The sequence below is a fragment of the Hydrogenophaga intermedia genome, from assembly GCF_000723405.1.
GTDB lineage: Bacteria > Pseudomonadota > Gammaproteobacteria > Burkholderiales > Burkholderiaceae_C > Hydrogenophaga > Hydrogenophaga intermedia.
Genome location: NZ_CCAE010000006.1, coordinates 171,321 through 183,738, shown reverse-complemented (window position 1 = coordinate 183,738; position 12,418 = coordinate 171,321). Strand labels below are relative to the sequence as shown.

The following is a 12,418-nucleotide window of genomic DNA, read 5'->3' as shown; positions in this document are numbered from 1 at the left end:
ACGGCGTGGACAAACTCAAGCAACTGGAGACCTTCGTGTCGGTGGCCACGCGCGGCAGCCTCACGGCGGCGGCGCGCGCCGAGTCGGTGGCGCCGGCCATCATCGGGCGCCGGCTGGACGCGCTGGAATCGCGCCTGGGCGTGAAGCTGCTGGTGCGCACCACGCGGCGCATCTCGCTCACGCACGAGGGCAGCGCCTTCCTGGAGGACTGTCAGCGCCTGCTGACCGACCTGTCGAACGCGGAAGCGAGCGTGAGTGCCGGCGGCGTGAAGGCCAGCGGGCATCTGCGCATCACCGCGCCCGCCGGCTTCGGCCGGCGCCACGTGGCGCCGCTGGTGCCGCGCTTTCGCGAGCTGCACCCGGAGGTGACGGTCTCGCTGAACCTGTCCGACCGCGTGGTGGACGTGGCCGGCGAAGGCTATGACTGCGCCGTGCGCGTGGGCGATCTGCCGGACTCGTCCCTGGTGAGCGTGCGCCTGGCCGACAACCGCCGCCTCTGCGTGGCCGCGCCCGCCTACCTGCAACGGCGCGGAACGCCCGAGGCCCCGGCCGATCTGGCGCGCCACGACTGCCTCACCCTGTCCAGCGACGCCTCGCAGACGCGCGGCTGGGCGTTCTCCATGCCCGCCGAGGGCGGCGAGGAGCGCGAGATCCACTATCTGCGCCCCGGCGGCCCCATGGACTGCAGCGACGGCCAGGTGCTGCACGAGTGGTGCCTCGCGGGCCAGGGCATCGCCTGGCGCAGCACCTGGGAGGTGGAGGCCGATGTCGCCGCCGGCCGCCTGGTGCGCGTGCTCGACGCCTTTGCGGCGCCGCCGAACGGCATTTACGCGCTGTTCCCCCAGCGCAAGCACCTGGCGTTGCGCGTGCGCTTGTGGATCGACTACCTCAAGCACGAGTACGGCAGAGTGGAGTACTGGGCGGGGCGGTGAGCGCCGCCTGCAGCATGGCCTCGTGGCGCGCCAGCGCGCCCAGGCGCTGTCCTTTGTGCGTGCACACGGTGGACAGGCCGTTGTAGACCGTATCGCCTTCCCGCCCGCAGGCGTTTGCATAGGCGATGGCCATGCCGAAGCGGCGCGCCGCTTCCGGCAGGCGGGTTTGCTGCACCTCGTCGTAGCCCACCATGTTGGCCGTGGGCACCAGCACCGCCTGCGCGCCCGCGTCGGCGAGTTGCCGCAGCGGTTCGTCGTGCTCCACGTCGAAGCAGATCAGCAGGCCCAGGTGCCAGCCGCGCCAGTCGAAGCGCGCCGGTGGATCGGTGCCGGGTGTGAAGCGCTGCGCGTCGCCCGCGCCGAACAGGTGGATCTTGCGGTGCACCGCCAGCAGCGCGCCGTTCTCGTCGATGGCGGTTACGCTGTTGAAGGGCGGGGCGTCTCCATTCGCTTCGGGCCAGCCCGTGACGACGCCGATGCCGCGGCGCCGCGCGATGCCCCGCACCGCCTGCAGCAGCAGGCCATCGGCCGGCTCGGCGTGCGCGGCCAGGCGCTCGGGCGCGATCAGGTAGCCCGTGAGGAACATCTCGGGCGTGATGAGCCAGTGCGCGCCCTGCGCGGCGGCCTCGCGCGCGGCGCTGTCCAGCCGCGCCAGCGCCTCGGTGCTCTCGGCTGGGTGGGCCGTCTGCCAGAGCGCGAGACGCAGCGGCTCCATGGCGTCAATCGCTCAACGCAACCGGTCCGATGTCCGGCCAGGCCTCGCAGGGCCCGGGGTTGTCCGCGTGGCTTGCGCCGCCCAGGTGGCGCACCATGCCCGCCACCGCGTTCAGCGCCGTCTGCACCGCGCCCTCCACCCAGGCCGGGGTGAACGACACGTCGTCGCCCGCGAGGAAGAGGCCGCGCTCGGCCTCGTGCAGGGTGTCCTGCACGAAGTGCCCATACATGCGGTGGTTGTAGCGGTAGTGGCCCGGCAGTGCGCCCTTGAACGCGCCGAGAAAGTGCGGGTCGGCCTCCCAGGACACGCTGATCGGGTCGCCAATGACATGGCTGGCGATGTCCACGTCGGGGTAGATCTTCTTCAGCGCCGACAGCGCGAGCTGAACGCGCCGCGCGGTGGGGTGCGGCAGCATCTTCAGCGCGTCGCTCATCCAGGCGTAGCTCAGGCAGATCACGCCGGGCTTGTCCGGGCCGTTGTCGAACAGGTAGGTGCCGCGCGTGAGCCGGTCCGTCAGCGTCATGCCCATCACGGGCCAGCCATCGGCCTTCAGGTCGTTCCAGAACGGCCGGTCCACCATCACGAAGGTCTTGGACGACTGCATGTAGCGCGTGCGGTCCAGCGCCATCCACAGCTTGTGCGAGAACAGCGATTCCTCCACCGCGATCTGCGTGGTGAGCAGCCAGCTCTGGCAGGTGACGAGCACGGCGGGGTAGCGGCGGGTGTTGCCCAGCACGTCGGTGACGTCGAGCTGGCCGTGCGGTGCGCGCGCGATGGCCGCGACGCCGGGGCGGGGCGCGCCGCCGTGCAATTGCGCGAGTGAGGTGCCGGCGCCCCAGTGCGCGAGCGCCTTCGCGTCGGGCGCGCATTGCCACAGGCCCTGCGGCACCTGCTGCACGCCGCCCACCACCAGGTGCTGGTTCTCGTCGCAGCCCGTGAGCACCACGCGCAGGATCTCCAGCATGGAGTTGGGGAAGTCCGAATCCCAGCCGCCGGTGCCGAAGCCCACCTGGCCGAAGACCTCGCGGTGGTGGAAGGACAGGCGCTGGAAGGCGCGCGACTGCGCGACGAAGTCGTAGAAGGTGCGGTCGTCCCACAGCGGCACCAGGCGGTCCCACAGGGCCTTCAGGCGCAGCACGTCGCGCTCGTGCAGGGCGTCCTGCAGCTCGCCGAAACCGGCGCCTTCTTGCAGCGCGTCGGCCCAGGCCTCGGCCACTTCGCTGAACAGGGGCGGCAGGTCGGCCAGGGTGCGCGCGCGGTGCGTGCGGCCTTCCAGGTCGATTACCGTGCAGCCGGCGGCGGGTGTGAGCGGATTGGGGAACGGCTTTGTGGCCAGGCCCAGTTGGTCCACGTAGTGGAAGAAGGCCGTGCCCGAGCGCGGAAAGCGCATGCCGCCGAGCTCGGCCACCACGCCATGGCCGCCGTCGAAGGCCTGCGAGCGCAGCCGCCCGCCCAGGCGAGAGGCCTCGTAGACCACGGGCCTGAGGCCCAGCTTCATGAGCTCGTGCGCGGCGGTCAGGCCGGCCATGCCGGCGCCGACGATCGCCACCTCGCTGCCCAGCAGATCGCGCGGCAGCGCGCCCAGGCCCGCGGGGTGGCGCAGCCAGTCGTCATAGGCGAAGGGGAAGTCGGGGCCGAAGACGGTGACGGGTTTGCTTGATGGCATGGTGCTCAGAACAGCGAAGCCAGCAGCCAGGCGGCCGTGCCCCACATCATGAGCGCAACCAGCCCATCCAGCACGCGCCAGATGTGCAGGGAATTGAGCCGGCGCCCTGCCCAGAAGGCGGCGGCGCCCAGGCCGGTGAACCAGATCAGCGAGCCCGTGGCCGCGCCCAGGCCGAACACCTCGCTCGCCGGGCCGTAGGCCAGCGAGGCGGTGCCGATCAGCACGGCGGTGTCCAGCCAGGCGTGCGGGTTGAGCCAGGAAAAGGCCAGGGCCGAGAACACGGCCTGGCGGCGCGTGGTGGGCGGCGGCGCCAGCGGCTGGCCCTCCAGGCTGCGCACCATCGGCGAACGGAAACGCTGGAAGGCTTGCCAGCCGTAGGCCAGCAGGAACAGCACGCCCGCGCCGATGAGCGCGCCCTGCAGCTTGTCCGACAGGCCGCCGAGCTGGGCCAGGCCCAACACGCCCAGGGCGATGAGCGCGACGTCGGACAGCGCGCACAGCGCCACGGTGAGCCACAGGTGCTGGCGCTGCAGGCCCATGCGCAGCACGTGCGCGTTCTGCGGGCCGATGGCCATGATCAGCGACAGGCTCAGCACCATGCCGGCGGAAAAGACGGGGAAGCTCAGGGTCATGGCGTTCTCGGGTTCGGGTGACAGCGGAGCGCATGGTGCCGCAAAGGCGCTTGTTGTTTAATCGAGTTGATTCGAATTCAAATCACTCAAATTCGGTTTAATCGATGCTTGATCCCCGTCACCTGGATGCCCTGTCCGCCGTGGTGGAACACGGTGGCTTCGGCCCGGCCGCGCAAGCCTTGAAGCTCACCCTGGCGGCGGTGTCGTTGCGCATCAAGTCGCTGGAGGACCAGCTCGGCCAGCGCCTGCTGGTGCGCGGCAAGCGCGTGCGCGCCACGCCCGCTGGCCAGGCCTTGCTGGGCCACGTGAAGCAGGTGCGCCTGATGGAGGCCGACCTGCTGGCCGGCCTCGTGGGCGGCGAGGCGCGCGCGGGCGAGCGGTGGCAGAGCTTGTCGGTGGCGATCAACGCCGATTCGGTGTCGAGCTGGTTCCTGCCCGGCGTGGCGCCCCTGCTGGCGCGCCAACGCCTGCTGCTGGAGGTCGTCATCGACGACCAGGACCACACGCACGACGCCTTGAAGAGCGGCGACGTGGTGGGATGCGTCACCACCCGCGCCGACGCCATGCGTGGCTGCGTGGCCGAGCCCCTGGGCGTGATCCGCTACCACTGCGTGGCCACGCCCGCCGTCGCGCAGCGCTGCCGCACGCCGCGCGGCGCGGTGTCGCCGCACAAGCTGCTGGCCCAGCCCGCCATCATCTTCAACCGCAAGGACGCGCTGCAGGACGCCTTCCTCGAGCAGCACATCGGCCTGCGCCAGCCGGCGTACCCGCGCCACTACGTGCCGGCCGTGGAAGCCTTCGAAACCGCCATAGAGCTGGGCATGGGCTGGGGCATGGTGCCCGCGCAGCACCTGCCCAAACACCCCACGCTGACCGAGCTGCTGCCCGGCGCCACAGTGGACGTGGCCCTGTACTGGCAGCACTGGACGCATGAGCCGCCCTCGGCGCAGCGCCTGACGGCGGCGGTGAAGGCGGCCGCGCGCGAGCGTCTGGCCCCGCTGGCGGAGGTGGCGCGGCCCGCCACCTAAAATCGCGCGATGCTCCAGATCCAACAAGACCTGCTCGCGGCCCTGCGCGACGAGCTGGACAAACTCAGCCCCGGCGCGGGCGAGAAGGCCGCCTTCGAGTCGCCCAAGGTGGCGGCCCATGGCGATTTCGCCGTCACGGCGGCCATGCAACTGGCCAAGCCGCTCAAGCTCAACCCGCGCGCCGTGGGCGAGCAGTTGCGCGCGGCGCTGCTGGCGCAACCCGCATTCGAGCGCTGGGTCGAGGCGATCGAGATCGCCGGTCCGGGCTTCATCAACATCCGCTTGAAGCCCGAGGCCAAGCAGCAGGTGGTGCACGAGGTGTTGGGCGCGGGCGAGCATTTCGGCCGCCAGGCCAGCAACGGACAGCGCCTGATGGTCGAGTTCGTCTCGGCCAACCCCACCGGCCCGCTGCACGTGGGCCACGGCCGCCAGGCCGCGCTGGGCGACGCCATTTGCAACCTGTACCAGACCCAGGGCTGGGACGTGCACCGCGAGTTCTATTACAACGACGCGGGCGTGCAGATCAACACCCTGGCCACGTCCACGCAACTGCGCGCGCAGGGCGTGAAGCCGGGCGACGCCAACTGGCCGGAGGCTGCCTACAACGGCGACTACATCGGCGACATCGCGAACGACTTCCTCGCGAAGCAGACCGTGAAGGCCGATGACCGCGAATTCACCGCCAGCGGCGACGCGAACGATCTCGATGGCATCCGCCAGTTCGCCGTGGCCTATCTGCGCCACGAGCAGGACCTGGACCTGCAGGCCTTCGCGGTCAAGTTCGACCACTACTACCTCGAGTCCAGCCTGTACACCAGCGGGCGCGTCGAGGCCGCGGTGAATCGGCTCATCGCCAACGGCAAGACCTACGAGCAGGATGGCGCGCTGTGGCTGCGCAGCACCGACTACGGCGACGACAAGGACCGCGTGATGCGCAAGTCCGACGGCTCGTACACCTACTTCGTGCCCGATGTGGCGTACCACATCGCCAAATGGGAGCGTGGCTTCAGCAAGGTCATCAATATCCAGGGCACCGACCACCACGGCACCATCGCGCGTGTGCGCGCCGGCCTGCAGGCGGCCGACGTGGGCATTCCACCCGGCTACCCCGACTACGTGCTGCACACCATGGTGCGCGTGGTGCGCGGTGGGCAGGAGGTGAAGATCAGCAAGCGCGCGGGCAGCTACGTCACGCTGCGCGACCTGATCGAATGGACCAGCAAGGACGCGGTGCGCTTCTTCCTGCTCAGCCGCAAGCCCGACACCGAATACACCTTCGACGTCGACCTGGCTGTCCAGCAAAACAATGACAACCCCGTCTACTACGTGCAGTACGCGCACGCGCGCATCTGCTCGGTGCTGGCCGGCTGGGGGGGCGACGTGGCCACGCTGACGGGCGCCGAGTTGTCCGCGTTGGACACGCCGGCCGCGCAGGCCCTGATGCGCCAGATCGCCAAGTACCCCGAGATGCTCACCGCCGCCGCGCGCGACTTCGCGCCGCACGACGTGACCTTCTACCTGCGAGAGCTTGCCGCGAGTTACCACAGTTACTACGACGCCGAACGCATCCTGGTCGATGATGAAGCGGTCAAGCGCGCGCGCCTGGCGCTCGTCGCGGCCACGCGGCAGGTGCTGCACAATGGCCTGGCCGTGCTGGGCGTGAGCGCGCCGCAGAAGATGTAAGAGCCACCATGAGCAAGAAATCCTCCTCCTCCAAGTCGTCGTCGCGCAGCAGCCTGGGCGGCACGCTGGTGGGCTTCATCGTCGGCCTGCTGGTCGGCCTGGCTGCGGCCTTGGCCGTGGCGGTCTACGTCACGCGCGTGCCCGTGCCCTTCGTCGATCGCGGCCTCTCGCGCAGCGCCGAGGACGACGCGAAGGAGGCCGAGCGCAACAAGGGCTGGAACCCCAACCGCGGCGTGAGCGGTGCGCCGGCCGCGCCACCCGCCGCACCGGGCGCGGCCCCCGGCACCGAAGGCGCCATCTCCGTGCCCCCCACCGACGGCCGCACGCTGCCCCCCGCCGGCACCGCCACGCCGCCCAGTGACCCGCTGGGCGATCTGGCCCGTTCCCGCACCGCTCAGCCCACACCCGCCGCGCCGGCCGCCGCACCGGGGGCCGCACCCGCCGAAACCCCCGCGCCGGGCGCCGACCCCTACACCTACTTCGTGCAGGCCGGCGCCTTCCGCAACGCCTCCGACGCCGAAGCCCAGCGCGCACGCCTGGCCATGCTGGGCATCGCCGCCACGGTGGACGAGCGCGAGCAGGCCGGCCGCACCCTGTACCGCGTGCGCGTGGGCCCGTTCGCCCAGAAGGCCCTGGCCGACCTGACCATCGAGCAGTTGCAGGTCAACGGGGTCGAATCGGCCCTGGTGCGCGTCCAGCGCTGAGCCGCGCGGGAACTTCCCGCGCTTCGCCCGGCCCAAGCGCTGGTTCAACCCCTCGGAGTGCCTTGCCATGCTTCGCCGCGATTTCGCCCTGTCCCTGCTCGCCACCGGCGCCGCCCTGCCGGCCCTGGCCCAACGCGTCGCCCCCCAAGAGGGCACCGAATACGTGCGGCTGGGCAAACCCGTGCCCGTGGAGGCGCCGGCCGGCCAGATCGAGGTGGTCGAGTTTTTCGCCTATTCCTGTATTCACTGCTTCAACTTCGAGCCGCTGCTGGAAGACTGGGACAAGCGCAAACCCAGTGGCACGGTGCTGCGCCGCGTGCCGGTGGCCTTCAGTCCGGCCTTCGTGCCCATGCAGCGCCTGTACTACACGCTGGAGGCCATGAATCTGGTCGAGCGCCTGCACACCCAGGTGTTCAAGGCCATTCACGTGGACCGCTTGCCGCTGACGACGCCGGGCCCGATCACCGACTGGGTGGTCAAGCAGGGCGTGGATCGGGCGAAGTTCTCGGAGATCTTCAACCACGCCGACACCTTGAAGAAGGCCCAGCACGCGGCCTTGCTGCAGGACGTCTACGGTGTGGAGGGCACGCCCGCCCTGGGCGTGGCCGGCCGCTTCTACATCCCCGGCCAGGGCCCGAAAACGCTGACCATCGCCAACTACCTCATCGGCGAAGCCCGAAAAGGCTGAGGCGGGGCACCCAGGGGTTCACCCTGGGTGTTTAGAATGCATGCAAGTTTCGTGCCCTTGACATGCCACACGCCATCCCCCTGCTGCACCGCACCACCCTTGGTTTGCTGATCGCCTGTGCCCTGGCGGGCACGGCACAGGCCGAGCAGGCCGACCGGCTCAAGCCGATGAACGCCGAGTCCGACAACCTGCGCTACGACGACGCGCGGCAGGTCAGCATCTTCACTGGCAACGTGGTCATCACCAAAGGCACCATCGTGATCCGTGGCAACCAGGTCGAGGTGCGCCAGGACGCCCAGGGCAATCAGTTCGGCATCGTGCTGGGCAACCTGGCCTACTTCAAGCAGAAGCGTGACGGCGTCAACGAATTCATCGAGGGCGAGGCCCGGCGCATCGAGTACGACAGCCGCGCCGACAACGTGCGTTTCATTGGCGACGCGGTGCTTCGCCGCTACCTGGGCACCCAGCTCAACGACGAGACGCGCGGCAGCGTGATCGTCTACGACAACCGCACCGAAGTGTTCACGGTCGACAGCAGTCCGGCGGGTGCCAACCCCGGCAACCCCTCGGGCCGCGTGCGCGCCACGCTCACGCCGGTGCCGCGCGAGGGCGAGGCGGCGCCGCCGCCCACGCCCGCTCCCACGCCGCTGCGCCCGTCCAACGAGCTCGGCGGAGAGCGGAAGTGAGCGGGTCGCCGTCCACCACATTCCCCGAGACCCAGGTGCTGGCGACCAGCCGCCTGGAAGCCAACGGGCTGAAGAAGGCCTACGGCAGCCGCCTCGTCGTAAAGGACGTGTCGCTCGCGGTGGACAAGGGTGAGGTGGTGGGCCTGCTGGGCCCCAACGGCGCCGGCAAGACGACCTCGTTTTACATGCTCGTGGGCCTGCTGCGCGCCGACGGCGGGCAGATCCTGCTCGACGGCCAATCCATCGAACGCCTGCCCATTCACCGCCGTGCGCGACTGGGGCTGGGCTACCTGCCACAGGAGGCCTCCATCTTCCGCAAGCTCAGCGTGGCGCAGAACGTGCGCGCCGTGCTGGAGCTGCAGGAGGATGCACGCGGTCGCCCGCTGAGCGCCGCCGCCATCGACGAGCGCCTGGACACGCTGCTGCGCGACCTGCACGTCGAGCACCTGCGCGATTCGCCCGCGCCCGCGTTGTCGGGCGGCGAGCGCCGCCGCGTCGAGATCGCGCGGGCCCTGGCCACCGACCCGCGCTTCATCCTGCTCGACGAACCCTTCGCCGGCATCGACCCGATTGCCGTGATCGAGATCCAGCGCATCATCGGCTTCCTCAAGTCGCGCGGCATCGGCGTGCTCATCACCGACCACAACGTGCGCGAGACCCTGGGCATCTGCGACCGCGCCTACATCATCAACGACGGCCACGTGCTCACCAGCGGCACACCGTCGGACATCGTCGAGAACGCCGACGTGCGCCGGGTGTACCTCGGCGAGCACTTCCGGATGTGACCGTGTTGGCCGGTTCACGATGAAACAGAGTCTTTCCCTTCGCGTCTCTCAGCACCTGGCGCTCACGCCTCAGTTGCAGCAGTCGATACGCCTGCTGCAACTGTCGACGCTGGAGATGGCGCAGGAGGTCGAGCAGATGCTCGACGAGAACCCATTTCTTGAACGCGCCGACGAGACGCTGGAGCGCGAGGAGTTCGGCCTGGCCGCGACCGATGCGCCGGTGAATGCGGGCGAGCAGATCGCCGATGCGGCCGCACCCGCCCCCAGCACGACCGCCGACACCGGTGACAGCGGAGACGGTGAAGCCGTCGAAGCGAACCTGGACGGCGCCTCGCCGGTGGAAGAAAGCTGGGAAGGCGACGGCACCGTGGAGGTGGCGCCCGACGACAGCGAGTGGGGTGGCGACGCGCCGCCGCGCAGCACCGGCTCGGGCGACGACGGCGAGACCGCCAGCGCGGCCGACCTCGCGCGCGCGCTGGTGTCCCTGCAGGACCACCTGCACGAGCAGGCGCGCTGCCTGCGCCTGTCCGACGAAGACGCCGCCGTGCTGCTCTTCCTGATCGAATCGCTCGACGACGACGGCTACCTGAGCGACCCGCTGTCCGAACTCGCGCTCGCGCTGCTGCGCCTGCAAGGCGACGATGGCAACGACGCCGACTCGCCCGAAGCCACCGAGCGCCGCGAGGCCTGCGAGCAGCTGCTGCGCACCAACCTGCAGTTGCTGCAGCACATGGACCCGCCCGGCGTGGGTGCGCGCGACCTCGCCGAGTGCCTCAAGCTGCAGATCCTGGAGTTGCGCAACACGCCCGAGGCGCGCGCGGCGCTGGCCATCTGCGCGCAGCCGCTGGAGCTCATCGCCAAGCGCGACATCCGCAAGCTCGTGCAACTGTGCCGCGCCGACGAGGACACCGTGCGCGGCGCGCTCGCGCTCATCGCGCGGCTCGAGCCCAAGCCCGGGCGCCGCTTCGTTGACGTCGAGCGCAACATCGTCGTGCCCGACGTGATCGTCACGCGCGCCGGGCGCGGCTTCAAGGTCATCCTCAACCCCGACGTGATGCCCCGCCTGCGCGTGCACGACGTGTACGCCAACGCCCTGCGCCAGAACCGCGGCGGGCGCGATGGCGGCGAGGGCGGCCACGCCGCCATGCAGCAGCGCCTGCAGGAGGCTCGCTGGTTCATCAAGAACATCCAGCAGCGCTTCGACACCATCCTGCGCGTCTCCAGCGCCATCGTCGAACGCCAGCGCAACTTCTTCATGCACGGCGAACTCGCCATGCGCCCGCTGGTGCTGCGCGAGATCGCTGACGAGCTGGGCCTGCACGAATCCACCATCAGCCGCGTGACCACCGCCAAGTACATGGCCACGCCCTTCGGCACCTACGAACTCAAGTACTTCTTCGGTTCCTCGCTCGGCACCGAAACCGGCGGCAACGCCTCCAGCACGGCGGTGCGCGCGCTGCTCAAGCAGTTCATCGCCGCCGAGGCACCGGCCAAGCCGCTGTCCGACAACCAGCTCTCCGACCTGCTCAAGGAGCAGGGCATCGAGTGCGCGCGCCGCACCGTGGCCAAGTACCGCGAGGCCATGCGCATCGCCCCGGCCAACCTTCGCAAATCGCTTTGAACCAGCTCCAGATCTTTCTTCCCTGCGCCGCCGGCGTGGAGGACTTTCTCGCCGCCGAGGTGCAGCGCATCACCGGCGTCGATTCGCTGCAGCGCTCGCGCGGCGGTGTGTCGCTGGAGGCCTCGTGGCGCGACGCCTTGCTGCTCAACCTGCACAGCCGCCTTGCGCAGCGCGTGCTGGTGCGCCTGTGGCACGGCACCTACCGCGCCGAGCAGGACCTGTACACCGCCGCCGCCGAGGTGGCCTGGGAAATCTGGTTCACGCCGAAGCAGACCATCAAGGTGGAGCTGACCGCGCAGCACAGCCCGCTCAAGAGCCTGAACTTCGCCGCGCTGCGCATCAAGGACGCCGTCTGCGACCGCTTCCGCGACAAGCGCGGCGAGCGTCCCAGCGTGGACACGCAGCGGCCCGACGTGCGCCTGTTCGGCCACGTCACGGCAGAGACGCTCACGCTCTACATCGACACCACGGGCGAGCCGCTGTTCAAGCGCGGCTGGCGTGAGGACAAGGGCGATGCGCCACTGAAGGAAACCCTGGCCGCCGCCATGATCGTGGCCACCGGCTGGGACGCACTGGCGCGCGAGGCCGCCACGCTGGCCGACGTGCCGCCGCTGGTCGATCCCTGCTGCGGCAGCGGCACCGTGCCCATCGAGGCCGCGCAGATCGCGCTCAGGATCGCGCCGGGCGGACAGCGCCGCTTCGGTTTCGAGAAGCTGCTGCCCTTTCAGCCCCACGTGTGGCAGGCCCTGCGCGACGAGGCGCGCGCGGCCGAGCGGCCCTGGCCCGAAGGCCAGGCGCCCATCGTCTTCGGCAGCGATGTGGCCTTCCGCATGGTCGACTTCGCCAAGCGCAACGCCGAGCGCGCGCGCGTGGCCCAGGCCATCGAACTGCGCGGCGGCGACGCGCTGCAGCGCCTGCCGCCCAGCCCGCGCGCGGGCGTGCTGCTGCTCAACCCGCCATATGGTGAGCGCATCGCGGCAGCGGGCGTGGCCGGCCGCAACGCAGCCGAGCGCGCGCGCGTGGGCGGGCGCGAGCAGGCCCGCGACGAAGACGGGCAGACCGCCGACGCCTTCTTCGAGCGTCTGGCCGCGCACTGGAAATCGCACTACGCGGGCTGGAGCGCCTGGCTGCTCACGCCCGACCTGAAGCTGCCCGGGCGCATGCGCTTCAAGGAGTCGCGCCGCGTGCCGCTGTGGAACGGCCCCATCGAGTGCCGGCTGTTCCGCTTCGACCTGACCGCGCGCGCCCCGCGCCCGGCGAATCCCGATAAGGCCTGAC

Annotated in this window: 12 protein-coding genes; 9 read left to right on the top strand and 3 right to left on the bottom strand. The window is 70.3% G+C overall.

The genetic code is table 11. The annotated features are described in order from the left end of the window. The first annotated feature begins 5 nt into the window (after positions 1-5). A complete protein-coding gene (locus BN948_RS06540; RefSeq protein WP_009520559.1) occupies positions 6-932 on the top strand; it encodes a LysR family transcriptional regulator in 927 nt (308 codons plus the stop codon). Here BN948_RS06540 and BN948_RS06535 read toward each other — a convergent pair. Genes BN948_RS06535 through BN948_RS06525 form a run of 3 tightly spaced genes read right to left on the bottom strand, consistent with a single transcriptional unit; the run spans position 889 to position 3,945 of the window. Continuing rightward, the gene (locus BN948_RS06535; protein WP_009520558.1) at positions 889-1,647 is read right to left on the bottom strand and encodes a nitrilase-related carbon-nitrogen hydrolase; all 759 of its coding nucleotides are present in this window, start codon (positions 1,645-1,647) and stop codon (positions 889-891) included. The genes BN948_RS06540 and BN948_RS06535 overlap by 44 nt on opposite strands. A gap of 4 nt (positions 1,648-1,651) precedes the next feature. Next, positions 1,652-3,313: a flavin monoamine oxidase family protein gene (locus BN948_RS06530; RefSeq protein WP_009520557.1), complete on the bottom strand. Its 1,662-nt coding sequence runs from the start codon at positions 3,311-3,313 to the stop codon at positions 1,652-1,654. 5 nt (positions 3,314-3,318) lie between these two features. Beyond that, positions 3,319-3,945 (bottom strand): LysE/ArgO family amino acid transporter, encoded by a 627-nt coding sequence (locus tag BN948_RS06525; RefSeq protein WP_009520556.1) that lies wholly within the window; start codon positions 3,943-3,945, stop codon positions 3,319-3,321. A gap of 104 nt (positions 3,946-4,049) precedes the next feature. Here BN948_RS06525 and BN948_RS06520 point away from each other — a divergent pair, with 104 nt between their 5' ends. The 8 genes from BN948_RS06520 to BN948_RS06485 all read left to right on the top strand — a co-directional run bounded on the left by BN948_RS06520 (position 4,050) and on the right by BN948_RS06485 (position 12,417). Then, entirely contained in the window at positions 4,050-4,973 is a 924-nt protein-coding gene (locus tag BN948_RS06520) for an HTH-type transcriptional regulator ArgP (RefSeq protein ID WP_009520555.1), read from the top strand. Positions 4,974-4,982: 9 nt separating this feature from the next. Beyond that, positions 4,983-6,656: an arginine--tRNA ligase gene (gene argS / locus BN948_RS06515; protein WP_009520553.1), complete on the top strand. Its 1,674-nt coding sequence runs from the start codon at positions 4,983-4,985 to the stop codon at positions 6,654-6,656. Between the two features lie 8 nt (positions 6,657-6,664). Beyond that, positions 6,665-7,360, top strand: a complete 696-nt coding sequence (locus tag BN948_RS06510; RefSeq protein WP_009520552.1) for an SPOR domain-containing protein — start codon at positions 6,665-6,667, stop codon at positions 7,358-7,360. A 67-nt stretch (positions 7,361-7,427) separates the two neighbouring features. Further along, positions 7,428-8,048, top strand: a complete 621-nt coding sequence (locus BN948_RS06505; RefSeq protein WP_009520551.1) for a thiol:disulfide interchange protein DsbA/DsbL — start codon at positions 7,428-7,430, stop codon at positions 8,046-8,048. A gap of 62 nt (positions 8,049-8,110) precedes the next feature. Next, a complete protein-coding gene (gene lptA, locus BN948_RS06500) occupies positions 8,111-8,734 on the top strand; it encodes a lipopolysaccharide transport periplasmic protein LptA (RefSeq protein ID WP_009520550.1) in 624 nt (207 codons plus the stop codon). Then, on the top strand, positions 8,731-9,519 hold the full coding sequence (gene lptB / locus BN948_RS06495; protein WP_009520549.1) for an LPS export ABC transporter ATP-binding protein: 789 nt from the start codon (positions 8,731-8,733) through the stop codon (positions 9,517-9,519). Before lptA ends, lptB begins: the two co-directional genes overlap by 4 nt. Positions 9,520-9,538: 19 nt before the next feature. Then, the gene (locus BN948_RS06490) at positions 9,539-11,140 is read left to right on the top strand and encodes an RNA polymerase factor sigma-54 (protein WP_009520548.1); all 1,602 of its coding nucleotides are present in this window, start codon (positions 9,539-9,541) and stop codon (positions 11,138-11,140) included. Beyond that, positions 11,137-12,417: a THUMP domain-containing class I SAM-dependent RNA methyltransferase gene (locus BN948_RS06485; protein ID WP_009520547.1), complete on the top strand. Its 1,281-nt coding sequence runs from the start codon at positions 11,137-11,139 to the stop codon at positions 12,415-12,417. The genes BN948_RS06490 and BN948_RS06485 overlap by 4 nt, the downstream gene beginning before the upstream one ends. The last annotated feature ends 1 nt before the right edge of the window (position 12,418 follow it).